The sequence below is a fragment of the Kitasatospora sp. NPDC057223 genome (assembly GCF_042669755.1).
Classification (GTDB): domain Bacteria; phylum Actinomycetota; class Actinomycetes; order Streptomycetales; family Streptomycetaceae; genus Kitasatospora.
The window spans coordinates 40,268-60,792 of record NZ_JBHUWW010000038.1 but is presented as its reverse complement, the minus strand read 5'-3'; the positions used below and the strand labels follow the sequence as shown (position 1 = coordinate 60,792).

Below are 20,525 nucleotides of genomic sequence, written 5' to 3'. Positions count from 1 at the left end.
CTCGGTGGTCGCCACGCGCGGTCTGTTCACCGGGCGCCTGCCCTGGCCTGTACGGCGGCGACGTAACGGACCGTGAACACCATCGGGACGGCGAACCCGGCGACCTGGACGAGCGTGGCGACCGCCGAGTGGGCGTCGCCGGCGTGGGCGATGACCGCGAGTACGGCGGCCGTCACCAGGAAGGCCGCCGTCCACACGGCGGTGATCACGACGTTGGCCCGGACGAACGGCTTGAGGCCCCAGACCTCGCGGGGCGTGCCGCGCTTGGCGATGCCCAGGGTGAACGGCTTGCCGATGAGCAGCGAGACTCCGGCGATGACCGCCAGGGTGGCCGAGGACAGGGCCGCCGAGTAGTCGTGCACGCCCGAGTGGGGGTCCGCGAAGGCGATCGCCGTCAGGGCCGCGAAGAAGACCGCGGAGCCCAGCTCGATGATCAACGCGTCGTAGCCCGCTCCGGACCTGCGTTGCTGGACGGTCACCGCCACCGCCACCACCAGGGCGGCGAGCGCGGCCCACTGCCACTGGCCGGACGGGAGTACGGCGAAGACGATCCACGGAAGGAAGGTGCGCAGGTACGACATCGGAGCTCCCCGTTCAATGTTCCTGTTCTGACATGTCGAAACTAGAGTCTGCACTAGTGACATGTCAATAGTGGAATGTAGGGTGGTCGGCATGAGCCTTCGACACGCCCTTCTCGGACTCCTCTCCGAACGCCCGGCCAGCGGGTACGACCTGCTCAAGAGCTTCGACACCTCGCTGGCCAACGTCTGGCCCGCCACCCAGAGCCAGATCTACACGGAGCTGTCCAAGCTCGCCGACGCCGAAATGATCAGCGTCACGGCACAGGGCCCGCGCGGCCGGAAGGAGTACACCCTCGCCGACGCGGGGCTGGCCGAACTGCGGCACTGGCTGACCGCCACCAAGCCGCAGCGCAACACCCGCAGCGAGGTCCTGCTGCGGGTCTTCTTCCTCGGGGTGCTCACACCCGAGCAGGCGCGGGGCTACCTCACCGAGCTGGTCGAGCTGTCCCAGCAGGGGGAGGAGAGCCTGCGCCGGCTGGAGGACTCCGTCGACTGGGACGACGACAACCTGTCCGTCTACGGCAGGATCACGCTGGAGTACGGCCTGCGGTTCAACGCCATGCGCCGGGAGTGGGCCGAATGGGCGGCCGGCCAGATCCGGTAGCGACCGCCGGCGCTTCCCGGCCGGATGCCCGCACGGGATCGCACGGTCCTCACCCGCGGGGGTGGATTCCGGCCGCCACTGGGCGCAGCCCGGCCCGGCGGTGGGGGCCGGGCGCCGTGGCGGCCCGGAAGCTGTGGCCGAACGCCTCGGGCAGAGCGCTTCCTCCGAAGCTGCGGCCCCGGGGCGGCGGGTGCGTGAGGTGCCTGCGAGGAGAGACCGCCGCCGGTACCGCCGCCATGCGGGTCACGGGTCACGGAGGCCGGCCGCATGACGATGAGAGGCAGAGTGGACTGCATGCCCATGTTCGTTTCTGGTCTGCGACCACGGTTCGGGCGAGCCGCAGAACGACGCGGCCGGTGGCCCGGCCGGTCCGGGGTCGCCGCGACCGCGGGCCTGGCGCTCGTACTGGCCGTCCCCGGGCTCGCGCTGGCGGCCCCGGGCGACCTGGATCCCGGGTTCGGTACCGGCGGCACGGTGCTCACCGACTTCGGCGGTGGCTCCGACGAGGCTCGCGCGGTGGCGGTGCAGTCCGACGGCCGGATCGTCGCCGTCGGCTACGCGGGCAACTTCGACGACTTCGCGCTGACCCGCTACAACACCGACGGGAGCCTGGACACCGGCTTCGGCACCGGCGGCAGGGTCACCACCGACTTCAACGGCGGCTCCGACGAGGCCCAGGCGGTGGCGGTGCAGAGCGACGGCAGGATCGTCGTGGCCGGCCGCAGCGAGGTGCCCGAAGGCGGCTTCAACTGGTTCTCGCTGGCCCGCTACAACACGGACGGGAGCCTCGACACCGGCTTCGGCACCGGCGGCAGAGTGGTCGTCGACTTCGGCACCGGCGGCGTCGACGAGGCCTTCGGCGTGGCGGTGCAGTCCGACGGCCGGATCGTCGCCGCCGGCGTGACGGGCGGCGACTTCGCACTGGCCCGCCTCGCCGCCGACGGGAGCCTGGACACCGGCTTCGGCACCGGCGGCAGGGTCACCACCGACTTCAGCGGCGGAGCCGACCAGGCCCGCGCGGTGGCGGTGCAGCCCGATGGCCGGATCGTCGCCGCCGGTTACACCGGGAACAGCGTCGGCGACTACGACTTCGCGCTGGCCCGCTACACCGCCAACGGCAGCCCGGACACCGGTTTCGACGGCGATGGCAAGGTGACCACCTCCTTCGGCGGCGTCGAGTTCGGGCACGCGGTGGCGGTGCAGCCCGACGGCCGGATCGTCGCCGCCGGCTACACGGGCGGCGATTTCGCGCTGGCCCGCTACAACACCAACGGCAGTCTCGACGGCGGCTTCGGCACCGGTGGCAGGGTCACCACCGACTTCGGGCGCAGCGAAGTCGCCTACGCGGTGGCGGTGCAGTCCGACGGCCGGATCGTCGTCGCCGGCGACACGGTGGCGGTCGACCTCAGCGATTTCGCGCTGGCCCGCTACAACGTCAACGGCAGCCTGGACACCGGCTTCAGCGGCGACGGCAGGGTCACCACCGACTTCAACGGCGGCCTCGACCACGGTCTCGCCACGGCGGTGCAGTCCGACGGGCGGATCCTCGCGGCCGGGTACGGCGGGCCGGGCCACGACTTCGCCCTGGCCCGTTACGAGGGCGGCGCCGGTGCCCCGGCCGGTGTGGACGTGTCGGTCACCAAGACCGGGCCGGCCACCGTCAGCGCGGGCAGTCAGGCCGTCTACACCGTGACGGTGGCCAACAACAGTGCCACCCTCTCGGCCACCGGGGTGACGCTGGCCGACACCGTCAGCGGTCCCGGTTCCCTGGTGTCGGCCGTGCCCGGCCAGGGCACCTGCACCACCACGGCCACCACGGCCTCCTGCGCGCTGGGCACTCTCGCGCCCGGCGCGGCAGCCACGGTGACCGTGACGGTGGGGACCACGGCCGCCGGTACGGTCTCCGACACCGCGACGGTCAGTGCCGCCCAGTCCGACCCCGTACCGGCCAACAACACGGCCACGGCGGCCACCGCCGTTCAGCCCCCCGCCGGCGTGGACGTGTCGGTCACCAAGAGCGGGCCGGCCACCGTCAGCCTGGGCGATGTCCCCTCGTACACCGTGACGGTGACCAACAACAGTGCCACCCTGCCGGCCACCGGGGTGACGCTGGCCGACATCGTCAGCGGTCCCGGTTCCCTGGTGTCGGCCGTGCCCGGCCAGGGCACCTGCACCACCACGGCCACCACGGCCTCCTGTGCGCTGGGCACTCTCGCGCCCGGCGCCGGAGCCACGGTGACCGTGACCGTCGAACCGACCGCCACCGGTACGGTCTCCGACACCGCGACGGTCAGTGCCGCCCAGTCCGACCCCGTACCGGCCAACAACACCGCCCGGGCGACCGCCACCGTGAACAACGCCCACGGCTGCACGATCCTCGGCACCAGGAACGCCGACACCCTCGTCGGCACGAGCGGCAACAACGTGATCTGCGCCTTCGGCGGCAACGACTCCATCAGTGCGGGCGGCGGCGATGACATCGTCTACGCCGGGTCCGGGAACGACATGGCGGACGGCGGCTCCGGCAACGACACGTTGAACGGCGGGCCCGGCAACGACACACTGACCGGTGGACTCGGCAACGACACACTGACCGGTGGACTCGGCAACGACAGGCTCGACGGCGGCCCCGGCACCGACACCCTGAACGGCGGTTCCGGTGTCGACACCTGCACCACCACGCCGGGCGACACGGTCATCAGCTGCCCCTAGCGGGGACCGGAGCACGGCACCCCGACCGCGCCACCGAAGGCCCGGACCACTGGGTGGTCCGGGCCTTCGACCTGCGCCCACGACCGCGCGGGGTCGCAGGCGCCCGGCCGCCGACGCCGTCGCGTCGGACCTCAACCCGGCCCGGTGCAGAAGGACTTGCCGATCCTCCCGCACGTGGAACCCTGCGGGATCGTCCTCGGCCGGCCGGGTCACCTCCGTCGATATTGGTCCAGACCTATTTTGGTCCAGACCTATTGACGCGCCCCGCCACCCCTTCTACGATCCGGTGCGGCACAGCCCCACATGTCCCCACCTCACCCAGAGCCGGGCGTCACGCCCCCACGCGTCGGTCATGTCCATGACGCTCGGCGGGAAGGGAGCACAGCATGTTCCGTCGGAGGTCACGTACTCCACGTCTGTCGGGTGAATTCCGCCCCAGTCCGGCTCCCGGCCGCCTCGAAGGCGACCTGACCGGTGGCGATCCACTGCGGGCCACGCACCCGCAACGGGCGCCCCTGGAACGCGCATCGCAGGTGAACCGGGCCGGCCGCCCCACGCACCGGCCGACCGTCCTGCGACGCTCCGTCGCCGGCGTGAGCGCCGCAGCCGTCATCGGTGCCGCCGTCGTCGTGGCGGGATCCGTCACGGCCGGGGCCGCCACCCCCAACCTGGTGGCCAACCCCGGATTCGAGAGCGGACTCTCCGGCTGGACCTGCTCCGGCGGCGCCGCCGTCGCCAGCCCGGTCCACGCCGGCACCTCCGCGCTCAAGGGCACGCCGAGCGGCCAGGACAACGCCCAGTGCGCCCAGACCATCAGTGTGCAGCCCAACTCCCAGTACACGCTGAGCGCCTACGTCCAGGGCAGCTACGTGTACCTGGGCGCCACCGGCACCGGCATCACCACTGCCCCGTCCACCTGGACGCCCAGCAGCCCGGCGTACAGCCAGCTGAGCGTCGGCTTCACCACCGGGGCGAGCACCACCTCGGTGACCGTCTACCTGCACGGCTGGTACGGGCAGCCCGCGTACTACGCGGACGACGTGTCGCTCACCGGTCCCGGCGGCAGCAGCCCCACGCCGACGGTGACGCCCACTGTCACGCCGACGGTGACCCCCACCGTGACGCCGACCGTCACTCCGACGGTGACGCCCACCGTCACCCCCACGGTGACGCCGACCGTCACATCGACCGCCACGCCGACCGCCGGTGAGACCTGCGCCACGAAGCCCAAGCCGTCGGGCAAGGTCCTGCAGGGCTACTGGGAGAACTGGGACGGCGCCTCGAACGGCGTCCACCCCGGCCTCGGCTGGGTCCCCATCACGGACAGCCGGATCGCCGCGCACGGCTACAACGTCATCAACGCCGCCTTCCCGGTGATCCTCTCGGACGGCACCGTCCTGTGGCAGGACGGCATGGACGCCGGCGTCAAGGTCTCGACCCCCGCCGAGATGTGCCAGGCCAAGGCCGCCGGGGCGACGCTCCTGATGTCGATCGGCGGCGCCGCCGCAGGCATCGACCTGAGCTCCAGCACGGTCGCCGACAAGTTCGTCGCGACCGTCGTCCCGATCCTCAAGAAGTACAACTTCGACGGCATCGACATCGACATCGAGACCGGCCTGTCCGGGAGCGGCAGCATCAACACGCTGTCCGCCTCCCAGTCCAACCTGATCCGCATCATCGACGGCGTCCTCGCCCAGATGCCCGCCGGCTTCGGCCTGACGATGGCCCCCGAGACCGCGTACGTCACCGGTGGCAGCGTCACCTACGGCTCGATCTGGGGTTCCTACCTCCCGATCATCAAGAAGTACGTCGACAACGGCCGCCTGTGGTGGCTGAACATGCAGTACTACAACGGCAGCATGTACGGCTGCTCCGGCGACTCCTACTCGGCCGGCACCGTCCAGGGCTTCACCGCGCAGACCACCTGCCTGAACAACGGCCTGGTCATCCAGGGCACCACGATCAAGGTGCCGTACGACAAGCAGGTGCCCGGCCTGCCGGCCCAGTCCGGCGCCGGTGGCGGCTACATGGCGCCGAGCCTGGTCAGCCAGGCCTACAACTCCTTCAGCGGCCAGCTGAAGGGGCTCATGACCTGGTCGATCAACTGGGACGGCTCCAAGGGCTGGACCTTCGGCGACAACGTCAAGTCCCTCCAGGGGCGCTGACGTTCAGCTGATTCCGCGCTGGTTCCCCGCAGAGTCCGCGCAGATTCCGCGCTGATCACCGGGCCCCGGGAGTGTTGGACGCTCCCGGGGCCCTCCCGCGGGGAAGCAGGAGCGGGGTGAGGAGGACGAGCAGTCCCACGACCGCGAGAGCGGTACGAGGGCCGGTACGGCCGGCGAGCAGCCCGCCGAGCGCGGTGAAGACGGCGATCGACGACTGCTGGCCGATCGACCAGGCCGACAGGGTGCGGGCGACCAGATGCCTCGGCGTGCGTTCGAGCCGGTAGGTGGCGAGCACCGGGGTGTACAGGCTCATGTTGACGACGACCGCCAGCTCGACGGCCATCACCGTGAGGAGGCCGACGACGCCGGGACGGACGAAGGCCAGGCCGATCAGCCAGACGACGCGCAGGGTGCCGACGACCCGGAAGACCCGGTGCCGCCCGTGGCGGGCCACCACCCGGCGGGCCAGCCGGGAGCCGATGAGCCCGCCGAGACAGGGGACGGCGAAGGCGAGGCCGTACTGCCAGGCCGGGAACCCGAGCCGGCGGAGCATGAGCACGGCCAGCAGCGGTTCGGTGGCCATGATCAGACCGGAGACGAGCAGGTTGTTGAGATAGAGCGCCCGTAGATCCGGATCGCCCATGATGTGCCGCCAGCCGTCGATCAGTCCGCCCGCCCGGACCGGGCTCCCGCCGGCCGGCCGGGGCGCCTCCTCCCGGCCGCGGATCGCGGTGATGCCCAGCGCGGAGAGCAGGTAGCTGACTGCGTCGGCCACCACGGTGACGAGCGGCCCGAACAGGCCGACCGCCGCCCCGCCCAGGGGCGGCCCCACCGCGATGGAGCTCCAGTTCGTGGACTCGAAGCGCGCGTTGGCCACGAGCAGGTCGTCGGGGCGGACGAGCGCCTTGAGGTAGGCGCCGCTGGCCGCGCCGAACGTGATCCTGGCCGCGGCGAGCACGGCCGAGACCACGAGCAACTGGGCGATACCGAGCCGGCCGAAGGCGTGGGCGACCGGGACCGACGCCAGGGCCGCGAACCGGATCAGGTCCATCACGATCATGACCGGCCGCTTGCGCCGGAACTCCACCCACGGCGCGAGCGGCACCGCGATCAGCGCACCCACCGCGGGCCCCACCGCGGACAGCGCGGACACCTCGGCGGGCCCGGCGTGCAGGACCAGCACGGCGATCAGCGGCAGTGCCCCGAACCCCAGCCCGGACCCGTACGCGCTCACCGCGTACGCCGCCCACAGCCAGCCGAACTGCCGGCCCAGCGGCCTCCTGCCCACCATGCCCGGCGTGCCCCCTCGAAGTACCGGTCGGACAAACAACCGTTGACCGATGAGAGCTAAGCGGGGAGCACAACACCAGGTCAAACAACCATCCGGCCGTCCAGTGACAACCGCTGGTTGTTCAGTAGGGTCGGGGCGTGGATCTCGAAACCGTACGCACCTGTGTCGCCGCCGCCGACGCGGGCCAGTTCCAGAAGGCCGCCGCCGACCTGTCGATCACCCAGCAGGCCGTCTCCAAGCGCATCGCCGCGCTGGAGCGCGACCTCGGCGTCCGGCTGTTCACCCGCACCGCGCGCGGCGCCGAACTCACCATCGACGGGCAGGCGTTCCTGCCCCACGCGCGCGAGTTGCTGCGCGCCGCCGAGCGCGCGGTCGCGTCCGTGCGCACCGGACACCGTCCGCTGCGCGTGGACGTGATCAACTCGCGCGGCGCGGCGTCCGGCCTGATGCGCGGGTTCCATCGCGCGCACCCCGGGACGGACCTCGACGTGGTGATGCTGTTCGACGTGGAGACGGCCGTCGCCGCCATCCGGTCCGGTGCGATCGACGCGTCCTTCCGTGCCGTCGCCGCGCCCGGCCGGCCCCTGCCCGAGGACATCGAGTCCGTCCGGGTGCTCGACGAGCCCCTCCAGCTCCTCACCGGCCCCGCCCACGCGCTGGCGGGCGCCAGGTCGGTGACCGTCGCCCAGCTCGCCGGGCACCGGATCTGGATGCCCGGCATCGCCCCCGGCACCGAATGGGCCGCCTACTACGACGACCTCGTCGCCGAGTTCGGCCTGACCATCGAGGCGACCGGCCCGAACTTCGGCTCCGACGCGCTCCTCGACACCATCGCCGACACCCCGGCCCTGGCCACCTTCATGGGCGAGCACATCCGCCTCGTCTGGCCCGCCGGCCACGGCCTGCGCCGCATCCCGGTGACCGCCCCGACGCCCGTGTACCCGCACTCGCTCCTGTGGCACCGCGACAACCCCCACCCGGCGCTGGCCACCCTCCGGTCCCACCTCGCCGCCACCACCACCGGCCACGACGCCGCCGGGACGTGGACCCCCGACTGGGTGATCCGGCGCTGAACGCCGCCATCGGGCCCGAGCCCGCACCTGGGTCCGGGGTCCGGGGCCAGGGACGACGAGATGCCGAAGGCCCCGGCCGGTTCTCCCGGCCGGGCCTTCGGGCTGCCACAGCTCCTGTGCTCAGCCGCCGCCGTAGGTGGCCTGGGTGACGGCGAAGACGTTGCGTCCGCCCGCCGGCTCCTGCAGCGACCACAGCAGGTCCGAGGTGGTGGCGTCCTCCCAGTAGGAGAGGCTCTCGCCGCCGCCCACCCAGGCGAAGGTGGAGGGTCCTGCGGCCGGGGTCCAGTAGTAGAGCTTCTTCGACCCCGAGGAGTTGAACCACCACCGGCCGTTGTGGGAGGCCACGCCGTTGAGGTTGTACCAGGGCAGTCGGAGGGCCTGGCCGGCGGTCGTCGTCGCGGCGAACGTCGTCGCCCCGGAGGCGAACGGGAAGCGGACGGCCCTCGGCGGGCGGTTCGGGTAGTCGGTGCAGCCCGACGGGCAGGTGTACTCCGTCATCACCATCGACCGGCTGACCCGGTCGAGGGAGATCGACGACCACACCAGGCTGTCGTCGGAGGTCGTCTGCGCCGTGACCGTGCCGATCTGGGGCAGCACGTAGGCGTAGTTGTGGGCGTGGTAGACGGTCCCGGACTCGCGGCCGATCTGGTCGGCGGTGCCGCCGCTGTCGGTGTTGAGGATCTTGCGCATGTCGAAGACGCGCATGCCCTGCCCGGTGTCGGCGACGTAGAGGTGGTCGCCGTACCACGAGACGCCGCCGGCGTGGATCGGGATGTCCTTGAAGTCCGGTGCCGCCGCGGTGCCGGTCGGCTCCACCAGGAGGATCTTGCGGTAGGTGTTCGGGAAGTCGGCGTCCCAGTCGGCCAGGGTGATCCGGCTGCGCCGCTGTTGCGTGCCGCCGCATTCGTCCTTGGTGTACCAGCTCACCAGTACGAGCTGGTGGCCGTCGTAGTTGCCGCTGTTCGCGGTCCCGACGGCGTCCCGGCTGGTCGTGATGCCCTGCGGGAAGCTCTGGCAGTCGGAGTCGTCGCCGTCGTCGAACCGGAAGCCGGTGGACAGGCCTCCGACGGAGAAGGACGCGGGCAGAGCCTGCCGGACGTGGTTCGCGTTCTCCATCACCGTGTGCACGGGGGAGGTCCCCAGTGCCGTGACGAGGGCCGAGTTGAGCGTGTCGAACCGGTGGTAGTCCGCGGTGAGGGTGTACTCGGACGCGGGCAGCACCGTCGGCGCCGCAGCGGCCGCCGCCGGTGACGCGCCGACGAGCACACCGGCGACGAGCAGGCCGGCCGCGAGTATCGCGCTTGCTGTGGTTCTGAACTGACGTTTCATCAGGACGAGCCCCCGTCGCGAAGTGGACAGACGTTCGCACACGATAGGGGCGGGTGGGGCAGGGCGCAACACCTGGGGGGCGGGAGCGGGATCCGAGGCCGTCGCCACCACGGTCGGGCGCGGCCCGGGCCGCGCCCGGGCGCGGCCGGTACGGCGCCCGCTCCTCCGTAACGGCCCCACCCGGGGCGAGGGTGCCCGCCGTCAGCCGCGCAGGGTGCGGTCGAAGAGGTCGAGCAGCGCGACCCAGTGACGTTCCGTCGCCGCGGAGTCGAACTCGGAGGTGTCGGACTGCGTGTAGCCGTGCCCCGCTCCCCGGTAGACCTCGCAGCGGTGGGTGACGCCGGCCTCGGTGAACGCCTTCTCCAGGCGCTCCTGCTGCTCGGGCGGCATCGACTGGTCCTGGTCGGCGTGGCCGAAGTACGCCTCCGCGGTCATCGTGGCGGCCGCCAGGTGCGGGCTGTCGGGCTGGTCGGTGGCGAGCCGGCCGCCGTGGAAGCCGCCGACGGCGGCCACGCGGTCCGGGAAGGCGCCCGCGGTGTGCAGGGCGAGCCGGGCGCCCATGCAGTAGCCGGTGATGCCGATCGGCCCGTCGGCGACCTGCGGGCAGTCGGCGAGCCAGCCGAGGTGGGCGTGCGCGTCGGCCACCACCAGGTCGGGAGTCAGACCCTGCATCAGCGGCATCAGCTGCGCGAACAGCGCGCCGCGGTTGTCGTGGTCGATGTGCGCGGGGAGCTCGACCACCGGGGCGCGGCCATGGCGGTAGAAGACGTTGGGCGTCAGGACGGCGTAGCCCTCGGCGGCCAGCCGGTCGGCCATCGCGTTCAGCGCGGGCCGCGGCCCGAACGCGTCCTGGTAGAGCAGCACGGCGGGGTACCGCCCGTCGCCCGCCGGGCGGACGAAGTAGGCGTCCGCCGTGCCGTCCTGGGTCGGAATCTCGACAGTGCTGCCTTGTACGGCCGTCATGCCCGGGACCTGCTTTCTTGGGGGGAAGCCCTTCCGGACTCCACCTTCTCACCTGGTCCCGGCGCCGGGCCGTCCGCCGGCGGAGGGCACGGGATCCGAACCCGTAGGGGTGTCCCCGACACAATCTCCACCGGCTGCCGCCGTTGGCCGTCCGCACGGGGTGCGCGGCGGGGCGCACCGGTCGAGAGGTCGGCTTGCGCACCGAAGTGCGGATCACGGCCGTGGTCGCACAAGGGCTTCCGAGGGTGCTCCCGTGCGGTCACCAGGGAGGTCCGTCGGCGGCCCGGGGGTGGGGATGAGCGAGGGCGAGGACGTTCCGGACGGGCAACCGGAGCAGGTCGGACCCGCGCCGTGGCCGGCGCTGGCTTGCCTGGTCGGGCTGCTTTTGGCCTACGTCGTGCTGACGAACTTCACCGGAGAGCTGCGGGCGGCACTGTGGGGCAAGCCCGGCACCGTGACCGAAGCCGACTGCCGGACGTACGACAACACCGTGGCCAACGCGGGAACGTCGACGTCCTGCTCCGGCAACTTCACCCCGGACGGCGGCGGCCGGCCGTTCACCGTCACCATCGAGGGCGACGTCGGCTCGCCACCCGTCCGTGCGTGGGTCGTGGACGGCACGTCCGACACCGCGTACGTCTCACCGACGCCGTTGACGGGGGTTGCTCCCGGTGGGGCTCTCTGCCCTCCGCGTCGGCGTCCCTTCGGCGGTGACGGTGGCCCACGCGAGCCGCGTCCGCACACAGCGCCCGAGGCCGGAGCAGCCGGCCCCGAGCGCCGACGACCCGGGGCTCTCGGACTTCTGACCGCACCACCCCTGCGGCCGCGCCGCAGTCCTTACGTCCCTGGTCGGCCTGCTACATCACAACCGGCTCGCCGAGGGTGATCCCAGGAGCCACAGCCTCGCCGTGCTCTGACGCATCCGACGGGTCTGACGGGAGTGAATGCAACCAAAACCGCAACCATGGCTTCAGGGTGCCGCCTTCCCGGCTCGCGGATGCCTTGTGGCACAGATTCACATCTGTTGCGTTCATTGCATGAGCGACCCCGTGATTGCATCCATGGCCCAACTCCGGAGCCAGCTTGTGGATGTTCTTGACCGCGCGCGTCGGGACGAGACCCCGACGGTCATCACTCGGCGTAGCAAGCAGGATGCCGTAGTGATCGACATCGCCGAGTACCGGCGTCTGAGCCGGCGGCCGAAGAGACTGAGAAGCCCTGGCTCAACCGGCTGGCCGATGAGGCGCAAGCCGAAGCACCTGTAGGCGCCGGAGCCGCATGGTCGGCGGTGCGCCTCAAGGCGGGTCTGCTGCCACCGGAGTTCCCGCAGTCGAGCTATGGTCCACGCGGACCAAAGCGGGTGGAACGCCGAAGGCCCCGGCCGGTTTCCCGGTCGGGGCCTTCGAGCTGCCATGGCTGGCAGAGGCGGAGGATACGAGATTCGAACTCGTGAGGGGTTGCCCCCAACACGCTTTCCAAGCGTGCGCCCTAGGCCACTAGGCGAATCCTCCGTGGGAGAGCTTAGTACATGTTTGGGGGTGCTCGCGACCAGCTATCCGCAGGTGGTCGTGGGTGGGTGCCTGCGGATCCGAGAGTGGGGTCGGCGGTAGGAGGTGGGCCCGGGATCCGCTACTCTGGGGGCAGCCCCTCGTGTGGCGTTATCTCTCTGAACCCCCCCAGGGCCGGAAGGCAGCAAGGGTAGGAGGGCTCTGGCGGGTGCACGAGGGGTCTTTGCGTTCTCCGGGGCCGGTGGTGGCCCGGTTGGGTGGGTGACGGGCGCCGCGTTTGTCCGTGCGTCCCGATATCGTCGGTGGTGTGTCCCTAGCCCTGTACCGCCGCTATCGCCCCGAGACTTTCGCCGAGGTCATCGGGCAGGAGCACGTGACCGCTCCGCTCCAGCAGGCCCTGCGCAACAACAGGGTCAACCATGCCTACCTGTTCAGCGGCCCGCGCGGCTGCGGCAAGACGACGAGCGCGCGGATCCTGGCGCGCTGCCTCAACTGCGAGCAGGGGCCGACGCCGACTCCTTGCGGGGAGTGCCAGTCCTGCCGGGATCTCGCGACCGGCGGCCCGGGGTCGATCGACGTGATCGAGATCGACGCCGCCTCGCACGGTGGTGTGGACGATGCGCGTGACCTGCGGGAGCGGGCGTTCTTCGCGCCGGTGCACAGCCGGTACAAGATCTTCATTCTGGACGAGGCGCACATGGTGACCTCGGCCGGCTTCAATGCGCTGCTGAAGGTGGTGGAGGAGCCGCCGGAGCACCTCAAGTTCATCTTCGCGACCACGGAGCCGGAGAAGGTGATCGGGACGATCCGCTCCCGGACGCACCACTACCCGTTCCGGCTGGTGCCGCCCGGCACGCTGCGCGACTACCTCGCGGAGGTCTGCGGGCGCGAGGGCATCCAGGTCGAGGACTCGGTGTTCCCGCTGGTGGTGCGGTCGGGCGCGGGTTCGGTGCGTGACTCGATGTCGGTGATGGACCAGTTGCTGGCGGGCGCGGACGAGGCCGGCGTGACGTACACGATGGCCACCGCGCTGCTCGGGTACACCGACTCGGCGCTGCTCGACGAGGTGGTGGACGCCTTCGCCGGGCAGGACGGGGCGACGGTGTTCCAGGTCATCGACCGGGTGGTCGAGGGCGGGCACGATCCGCGGCGTTTCGTGACGGACCTGCTGGAGCGCCTGCGGGACCTGGTGATCCTGGCGACCGTGCCGGACGCCGGCGAGAAGGGTCTGATCGACGCCCCGGCGGACCGGGTGGCGATCATGCAGGCGCAGGCCGACTCCTTCGGGGCGGCCGAACTGAGCCGGGCCGCCGACATCGTCAACACCGGGCTGACCGAGATGCGCGGCAACGCGGCGCCCCGCCTGCAGCTGGAGCTGATCTGCGCCCGGGTGATGCTGCCCGGCGCGTACAGCGACGAGCTGTCGCTGCAGGCCCGGCTGGACAAGCTGGAGCGCCGTGCGGCGGCCGGCGGCTTCGCGGCGGGCATGGCGGCCCCGGCGGGCATGGCAGCGGCGCCGATGGCCGTTCCGCCGATGGCCGCTGCCCCGCAGCCCGCCGTCCCGCAGGCCGCCTACGCGGCGCCTGCCGCAGAGCAGCATCCCGCGTCCGTGCAGGCCCCGATGCCCGCACCGGCGGCCGCGCCGGAGCCGCAGGCGCCGCCCGCCGCGCCGGCCGGGCCCGCGCCCGGGGCGTGGCCGATCGCGCGCAGTTTCCCGCCGGCCGGTGGTGCGCCGACGTCGGCGCCCGCTCCGGTCGCCGCGCCGGTGCAGGCCGCACCGGTACCGACCGTGCAGGCCGCGCCGGCGACCGGCGGCCAGCCGTCCGCCGCTGCGGCGCAGGGGGCGGGGCAGGTTCGGCAGATGTGGCCGCAGATCCTGGAGGCGGTGAAGAACCGCCGTCGTTTCACCTGGATCCTGCTGAGCCAGAACGGGCAGGTCGCGGGCTTCGACGGCAGTGTGCTCCAGGTCTCGTTCATCAACGCGGGTGCCCGGGACAGCTTCGTCAGCAGCAACAGCGACGACGTGCTGAAGCAGGCGCTCGCCGACGCGCTGGGCGTGGACTGGCGGATCGAGTGCATCGTCGACCCCTCGGGCGCGGGCACCCAGGCCGCTCCGGCCGGCGGTGGCAACGCCGGTGGAGGCTGGGGCGCGCCGCAGCAGCCGACCCACCCCGCCGCACAACAGCAGCAACAGCAACAGCAGCAACAACATCAACCACCGCAGCAGCAGCAGCAGGCGCCGCCGCAGCCGTCGGCCGCGTTCACGCCGACGGCTGCGCCGGCCGTGCAGCCCGCGCCGGTCCGGGCCCCGGGCCCGGGGACGGCCCCGCAGGTCCAGGCCCCGCCCGCGCCGGTGCCGCCGATGCCCTCGCCGGAGGAGGAGGCACCCCGGCCGGGGACGGCCCCGGGGGAGAGCTCCTTCTCCGGGCAGGAGCTGATCATCCGCGAGCTGGGCGCCACGGTCCTGGAGGAGATCCACCACACGGGCGGGTAGCGGTCGCAGGGCGATAAGGGCGATAAGGGCGACGAGGGAGACAGGGGCCACCGGGGCCACCGGGGCCACAGGGGGAGCCAGGGGAGTCAGGGCTCATCGCGGTGGGACAGGGGTGGAGGGGCGAGCCGGGGGCGGGCCGGACGGGTTCCGCGCCGGGTACGCCCGCGTCGGCCGTCCGCAGCACGTAGGCTCGCCAGTGACGTACGCCGCCGTACGCCACGTGGTGCGCCATGCGGGCCGCGGTGTGCCGTGGTGGCGTGATCCAGTCCGTACCAAGGTGTTCGTACTCAGGCAGGAGTGAGCCGTGTTCCCCGGTGGTGGCCAGCCCAATATGCAGCAGCTGCTGAAGCAGGCGCAGAAGATGCAGGAGGAGCTCGCCCGGGCCCAGCAGGAGCTGGCCGAGGCGAAGGTGAGCGGTTCGGCGGGCGGTGGCCTGGTCGAGGCGACGGTGACCGGGGCCGGTGAGCTGGTCGGCCTGACCATCGCGCCCGCCGCGGTGGACCCGGAGGACACCGAGACGCTCGCCGACCTGATCCTGGCGGCCGTCCGGGACGCCAACCAGTCGGCCCAGAAGATCCAGGCGGAGCGGATGGGCCCGCTGACCCAGGGCCTGGGCGGCGGGGGCATCCCCGGCCTGCCGTTCTGAGCGTCCGGGAAACCGTTCTGAGCGTCCCGGACGTCACGGGCGCCCTGAGCAGGCCGGGCCGTCCGAGCAGTTCGCGCGGGCCGGGCATTGTGTGATTTGTGCGGGAGTCGGGCGTCGGACGGTGTGTCCGGCGCCCGATTCGTTGGATGATGGCACCGGCGGCCCCTGACCGGGACCGCGGGCAGGTACGAGGGAAGGCGCGACGTTGTACGAGGGCGTGGTTCAGGACCTGATCGACGAACTGGGCAGGCTGCCCGGCGTCGGGCCCAAGAGCGCGCAGCGGATCGCCTTCCACATCCTGCAGGCCGACCCCACCGATGTCCGCCGGCTGGCGCACACGCTGCTGGAGGTCAAGGACAAGGTCCGGTTCTGCGCGGTCTGCGGCAACGTCGCGGAGTCCGAGCGGTGCCGGGTCTGCCTGGATCCGCGGCGCGATCTCGCGGTGATCTGCGTGGTCGAGGAGTCCAAGGACGTGGTGGCGATCGAGCGCACCCGGGAGTTCCGCGGGCGGTACCACGTGCTGGGCGGCGCGATCAGCCCGATCGAGGGCGTCGGCCCGGACGACCTGCGGATCCGTGAGCTGCTGGCGCGGCTCGCGGACGGTACGGTCACCGAGTTGATCCTGGCCACCGACCCCAACCTGGAGGGGGAGGCGACCGCCACCTACCTGGCCCGGCTGTGCAAGCCGATGGGCCTGAGGGTGACCCGGCTGGCGAGCGGTCTGCCCGTCGGCGGGGACCTGGAGTACGCGGACGAGGTCACCCTCGGCCGGGCCTTCGAAGGGAGACGACTGCTCGATGTCTGACCACACGCACGGGACCGGGACGCACGGGACCGGGATGCACGGCGCCCACACGCACGCCCAGGGTTCGGAGCCCGACGACTTCGCGGTGCAGATCGCGGACTCGGTGGAGAGCTTCGTCCTGGCCGTCACCGAGGTGGCGAAGGGCGACGAGCCGGGCAGCGCGGTGTCGCTCCTGCTGCTGGAGGTGTCGCAGCTGCTGCTGGCCGGCGGCCGCCTCGGCGCGATCGAGGACGTCCTGCCGGACGACCGCTTCGAGCCGGACACGGGCCCGGAGCCGGACGGCGTGGAGCTGCGCGAGCGGCTCGCGGAGCTGTTGGCGCCGATCGACGTCTACCACGAGGTCTTCGACCCGTACGGGCCGCCGGAGAAGCCGAACGCGTTCCGGATCTCGGACGACCTGGCGGGCGTGGTCAGCGAGCTGCAGCACGGGCTGACGCACTACCGCGAGGGCCGGGTGAGCGAGGCGCTGTGGTGGTGGCAGTTCTCCTACCTGTCCAACTGGGGTTCGACCTGTTCCGCGGTCCTGCGCGCGCTGCAGTCGCTGATCGCGCACGTCCGCCTGGACAGCCCGATCGGGGCGGCGGCGGACGGCGCGGACACCGACGACGACGGGCTGACGGACGAGCAGCTGGAGCAGCAGGCCGGCGACCTGATGGCGGCCGAACTCGGGCTGTAGGCCGCGCCACGGGGTGCTCCGAAGCAGCGGAACGCGTGGAAACCGGCGTGGGGCGGCCGTGGGGCGGGGACTGTGACGCAGGCCTCGGAAAAACTTTCCGGCCGTGGCCGGGCAAAGAATTCCGGGGCCCGGCAGCCGCAGCCCGCCGATTCTTCGGGTCCGCACCGACTCGCCCGCAGACCTGCCCGTCGGTGCGTCGGAGAACTGTCCGAATCCTGGAACGGATGTCTCACCAGCTGGAAAGCGCTGGTCGGACCACCCCCGCTCGGTAGACTGGCGCGGACCGCAGAACCCCCGGCACTTAGGGGGCCTGGGGGCCGTGAGGCGCCACCCGCGCCAATCCTCGGCCCCCGGAAAACCGACTCAAGTCGAGGAGCGCACGTGGGCCTTGTCGTGCAGAAGTACGGCGGCTCATCCGTTGCGGATGCCGAAGGCATCAAGCGCGTGGCACGCCGGATCGTGGACACCAAGAAGGACGGCCATGAGGTCGTCGTCGTGGTGTCCGCCATGGGCGACACGACGGACGAGCTCATCGAACTCGCGGAGCAGGTGTCACCCATCCCTGCCGGCCGTGAGTTCGACATGCTGCTGACCGCCGGAGAGCGGATCTCCATGGCGCTGCTGGCCATGGCGATCAAATCCCTGGGCCACGAGGCCCAGTCGTTCACGGGCAGTCAGGCCGGGGTCATCACCGACTCGGTCCACAACAAGGCGCGCATCATCGACGTGACGCCCGGCCGCATCCGCACCGCCCTGGACGAGGGCAACATCGCGATCGTGGCCGGCTTCCAGGGTGTCTCGCTGTCCAGCAAGGACATCACCACCCTCGGACGCGGCGGTTCGGACACCACCGCGGTGGCCCTGGCCGCCGCGCTGAAGGCCGAGGTCTGCGAGATCTACACCGACGTGGACGGCGTGTTCACCGCCGACCCGCGCGTGGTGAAGAAGGCCCGCAAGATCGACTGGATCGCGTACGAGGACATGCTGGAGCTGGCCTCGTCCGGCTCCAAGGTGCTGCTCGACCGGTGTGTCGAGTACGCGCGCCGCTACAACATCCCGATTCACGTACGCTCGTCCTTCTCCGGACTTCCGGGGACCATCGTCAGCAGCACCAACCCGACCAAGCCCGAAGGGGGCGAGATGGAGCAGGCCATCATCTCCGGAGTCGCCCACGACACGTCCGAGGCCAAGGTGACGGTCGTCGGCGTGCCGGACAAGCCGGGCGAGGCGGCCCGCATCTTCCGCGCCATCGCGGATGCCGAGGTCAACATCGACATGGTGGTGCAGAACGTCTCGGCGGCCGCCACCGGTCTGACCGACATCTCCTTCACCCTCCCGAAGGCCGAGGGCCAGAAGGCCATCGACGCGCTGGGCCGGGTCAAGGAGGGCATCGGCTACGAGTCGCTCCGTTACGACGACGCGATCGGCAAGATCTCCCTGGTCGGCGCGGGTATGCGCTCCAACCCGGGGGTCACCGCGACCTTCTTCGAGGCGCTCTCCGAGGCCGGGGTCAACATCGAGCTGATCTCCACCTCGGAGATCCGGATCTCGGTCGTCACCCGGGCCGACGACGTCACCGAGGCCGTCCGCGCCGTGCACTCCGCGTTCGGTCTGGACAGCACCACGGACGAGGCCGTCGTCTACGGCGGCACCGGCCGCTGAGCCTGCTTCAGGGCGTCTTTCGAGACGGACTGTCAGAATCCCCCTCCCACCCCTGGAGGGGGATTCTGCCTATGCGGAAGAATGTGCCGCGAGCTGGGCAACCATGACAGGGGATCGAGTGTCCAACGGGCGTGGCGAACATGGTCGGGGTAGGAGCCGGTGTCGGGGCGATCTCTGTCGCGGCACTGTCGCCGCGCGCCCCGCGGCCGGTGGATAGGCCGGTAGACAGGACGATGACGGCGGTCGCTGCCGGCACGGCGGGTACCAGCGAAGACCTGCTCACCGAGACCTATCAGGCCCACTACCGCTCACTGCTGCGGCTGGCGGCCCTGCTGCTCGACGACATCTCCACCTGCGAGGACGTCGTGCAGGAGGCCTTCATCCGGGTGCACTCGGCCCGGCGGCGCGTCCGCGAGCCGGAGAAGACCCTCGCCTACCTGCGGCAGACGGTGGTCAACCTCTCCCGCTCCACCCTGCGCCGGCGCATCCTCGGCCTGCGGCTGCTGCCGAAGCCGATGCCTGACATGGCCAGTGCAGAAGAAGGCGCCTACGATGCGCTGGAGCGCGACCAACTGAAGGCCGCGCTGCGGGGTCTGCAACGCCGTCAGCGGGAGGTGCTGGTGCTGCGCTACTACGTGGACATGACGGAGGCGCAGGTCGCCGACACCCTGGGCATCTCGCTCGGCTCGGTCAAGGCGTACGGCTCGCGGGGGATCGCCGCGTTGCGGGTGCAGATGGAGGCCGGGCAATGACCGAGGACCCTCGGCCGGGTGCCCGGCCGGCCGCCGGCCCGCCGGGGCTCTCGGCGGACGAACAGGCCCTGCGGGAACTGCTGCGCCGCTCGGTCGCCGACGTCCAGCCGGACGGCGCCGCGCTGGCGCGGATCCGCAGCGGGGTGCCCCGGCGCCGGGCCGTCCGCCGGGGGGCCTGGACGGGCGCCGCCGCCGTGCTGGTCGGCGCCGCCGTCGCACTGCCCGCCCTGCGCATCCCCGAACAGCTCGGCCTCACCGGCCCGGCGGCCGCCAGCACGGCCGACGGCGGCGGCGCCGACGACGGCCACTCCCACACCGGTGGGGACGGCAGCCCCGCCGGACACCTGCCGCTCCCGTACACCTGGAGCGGCCCGGGCGCGGCCCCGAGCAGCAGTGCGACGGCGGCGCAGAGTGCCGCTCCGAGCGCGGCCGCCGGCGTCCCGCCCTCCGCCGCGGCACCTCCGGGATCCGGCAGCGCGGTGGCGGCCGTCCCGGAATGCGCGCGGACGGACCTCGGCCAGGGCACCTCCCAGGTCGGCGTCCCGGACGCGGCGGGAGCCGTCTACGGCTCCTTCACGCTGGTCAACACGTCCGGGCACAGCTGCACGCCGGCCGGGCCGGGGGCGGTCGCGGTGAGCGGGGCCAACGGCGGCGATCCGGCACTGGTACGGGTCGTCGACCACCTGGCGGGCGACGCCGCGACGGCGCTGCCCGACCCCGGCGGTGTCGCGGCGGCCGGGCCGCTCGTGCTGGCACCGCACGGGTCGTACCGGGTGCTGTTCGGCTGGGTGCCGGGCGCCGCCTGCCGCCGCCCGGGCAGCGCGGCCACGGCCTCGCCCTCCCCGCAGGTGCCGGTGACGGCCTCGCCGTCGCCCGCGGCGGCGGCACTGGCCGCGGGGACCGACGCGGGGGAGGCGGCGACCGCCGCCCCCGGGCCGAGCGCCGAGGCGGAGCCGGGCGCGGGCGGCGGCTCGCCGTCCCCCACGGCCACCCCGACCGGCGCGCCGACCTCCACCGCACTCCCCTCCCCGACCCCGAGCGACCCGGCGCCGAGCATCACGCTCGTCTACACGCCGCAGCCCACCGGCTCGACCACCGTCAAGGCCGTCGTCGACGGCGCGTGCGGGGGCACGGTCTACCGGATGGCCCCGCAGGCAGCGCCCGACCGCCCCCAGGGCGTGCCCGCAGCGGGCTGACCGGCCCCGCCGGGCCAGGGCGCACCCCGACGGTCCGGCCGGCCGGGGGCACTGGTTACCGTGGGGGG

15 protein-coding genes, 1 tRNA gene, 1 other RNA gene and 2 pseudogenes are annotated in these 20,525 nt (G+C 72.2%); 14 read left to right on the top strand and 5 right to left on the bottom strand.

What is annotated here, in order from left to right; translation table 11 throughout:
* Positions 1–26: 26 nt before the first annotated feature.
* Entirely contained in the window at positions 27–581 is a 555-nt protein-coding gene (locus tag ACFUK0_RS16365) for a hypothetical protein (RefSeq protein ID WP_380250543.1), read from the bottom strand.
* Between the two features lie 91 nt (positions 582–672).
* On the opposite strand from ACFUK0_RS16365, the gene ACFUK0_RS16360 reads away from it, so the two are divergent.
* The 4 genes and pseudogenes from ACFUK0_RS16360 to ACFUK0_RS16345 all read left to right on the top strand — a co-directional run.
* On the top strand, positions 673–1,185 hold the full coding sequence (locus tag ACFUK0_RS16360) for a PadR family transcriptional regulator (RefSeq protein ID WP_380250541.1): 513 nt from the start codon (positions 673–675) through the stop codon (positions 1,183–1,185).
* A gap of 294 nt (positions 1,186–1,479) precedes the next feature.
* Entirely contained in the window at positions 1,480–3,897 is a 2,418-nt protein-coding gene (locus ACFUK0_RS16355; RefSeq protein ID WP_380250539.1) for a calcium-binding protein, read from the top strand.
* Positions 3,898–4,283: 386 nt separating this feature from the next.
* Positions 4,284–4,847 (top strand): annotated as a pseudogene (locus ACFUK0_RS16350) (carbohydrate binding domain-containing protein); the annotation flags it as partial.
* 243 nt (positions 4,848–5,090) lie between these two features.
* Positions 5,091–6,062, top strand: a pseudogene (locus ACFUK0_RS16345) (chitinase); the annotation flags it as partial.
* Positions 6,063–6,117: 55 nt separating this feature from the next.
* On the opposite strand, the gene ACFUK0_RS16340 reads toward ACFUK0_RS16345, so the two are convergent.
* Complete coding sequence (locus ACFUK0_RS16340) at positions 6,118–7,353, bottom strand: MFS transporter (RefSeq protein ID WP_380250537.1); 1,236 nt, start codon at positions 7,351–7,353, stop codon at positions 6,118–6,120.
* A gap of 137 nt (positions 7,354–7,490) precedes the next feature.
* Here ACFUK0_RS16340 and ACFUK0_RS16335 point away from each other — a divergent pair, with 137 nt between their 5' ends.
* The gene (locus ACFUK0_RS16335; RefSeq protein WP_380250535.1) at positions 7,491–8,426 is read left to right on the top strand and encodes a LysR family transcriptional regulator; all 936 of its coding nucleotides are present in this window, start codon (positions 7,491–7,493) and stop codon (positions 8,424–8,426) included.
* Positions 8,427–8,546: 120 nt separating this feature from the next.
* Here ACFUK0_RS16335 and ACFUK0_RS16330 read toward each other — a convergent pair whose 3' ends face one another.
* Entirely contained in the window at positions 8,547–9,755 is a 1,209-nt protein-coding gene (locus ACFUK0_RS16330) for a hypothetical protein (protein ID WP_380250533.1), read from the bottom strand.
* 201 nt (positions 9,756–9,956) lie between these two features.
* Positions 9,957–10,718 (bottom strand): dienelactone hydrolase family protein, encoded by a 762-nt coding sequence (locus tag ACFUK0_RS16325; RefSeq protein WP_380250531.1) that lies wholly within the window; start codon positions 10,716–10,718, stop codon positions 9,957–9,959.
* Between the two features lie 944 nt (positions 10,719–11,662).
* Here ACFUK0_RS16325 and ACFUK0_RS16320 point away from each other — a divergent pair.
* A complete protein-coding gene (locus ACFUK0_RS16320) occupies positions 11,663–11,983 on the top strand; it encodes a type II toxin-antitoxin system Phd/YefM family antitoxin (protein ID WP_380250529.1) in 321 nt (106 codons plus the stop codon).
* A gap of 161 nt (positions 11,984–12,144) precedes the next feature.
* Here ACFUK0_RS16320 and ACFUK0_RS16315 read toward each other — a convergent pair.
* Positions 12,145–12,229, bottom strand: a tRNA-Ser gene (locus tag ACFUK0_RS16315).
* Between the two features lie 128 nt (positions 12,230–12,357).
* On the opposite strand from ACFUK0_RS16315, the gene ffs reads away from it, so the two are divergent.
* The 8 genes from ffs (at position 12,358) to ACFUK0_RS16275 (ending at position 20,457) form a co-directional block, all read left to right on the top strand.
* An RNA gene (gene ffs / locus ACFUK0_RS16310) (signal recognition particle sRNA small type) lies at positions 12,358–12,454 on the top strand.
* A gap of 79 nt (positions 12,455–12,533) precedes the next feature.
* Entirely contained in the window at positions 12,534–14,720 is a 2,187-nt protein-coding gene (locus tag ACFUK0_RS16305) for a DNA polymerase III subunit gamma and tau (protein WP_380250527.1), read from the top strand.
* A gap of 304 nt (positions 14,721–15,024) precedes the next feature.
* Positions 15,025–15,366, top strand: a complete 342-nt coding sequence (locus tag ACFUK0_RS16300; protein ID WP_380250525.1) for a YbaB/EbfC family nucleoid-associated protein — start codon at positions 15,025–15,027, stop codon at positions 15,364–15,366.
* A 205-nt stretch (positions 15,367–15,571) separates the two neighbouring features.
* The gene (gene recR / locus ACFUK0_RS16295) at positions 15,572–16,171 is read left to right on the top strand and encodes a recombination mediator RecR (RefSeq protein ID WP_380250523.1); all 600 of its coding nucleotides are present in this window, start codon (positions 15,572–15,574) and stop codon (positions 16,169–16,171) included.
* A 34-nt stretch (positions 16,172–16,205) separates the two neighbouring features.
* Positions 16,206–16,847 carry a DUF5063 domain-containing protein gene (locus ACFUK0_RS16290; protein ID WP_380250549.1) on the top strand — a complete coding sequence of 214 codons (642 nt, stop codon included), beginning with the start codon at positions 16,206–16,208 and terminating at the stop codon, positions 16,845–16,847.
* Between the two features lie 381 nt (positions 16,848–17,228).
* Positions 17,229–18,509 (top strand): aspartate kinase, encoded by a 1,281-nt coding sequence (locus ACFUK0_RS16285; RefSeq protein ID WP_380250521.1) that lies wholly within the window; start codon positions 17,229–17,231, stop codon positions 18,507–18,509.
* A 140-nt stretch (positions 18,510–18,649) separates the two neighbouring features.
* Positions 18,650–19,261, top strand: a complete 612-nt coding sequence (locus ACFUK0_RS16280; RefSeq protein WP_380250547.1) for a SigE family RNA polymerase sigma factor — start codon at positions 18,650–18,652, stop codon at positions 19,259–19,261.
* Positions 19,258–20,457: a hypothetical protein gene (locus ACFUK0_RS16275; protein ID WP_380250520.1), complete on the top strand. Its 1,200-nt coding sequence runs from the start codon at positions 19,258–19,260 to the stop codon at positions 20,455–20,457. Before ACFUK0_RS16280 ends, ACFUK0_RS16275 begins: the two co-directional genes overlap by 4 nt.
* Positions 20,458–20,525 lie beyond the last annotated feature (68 nt).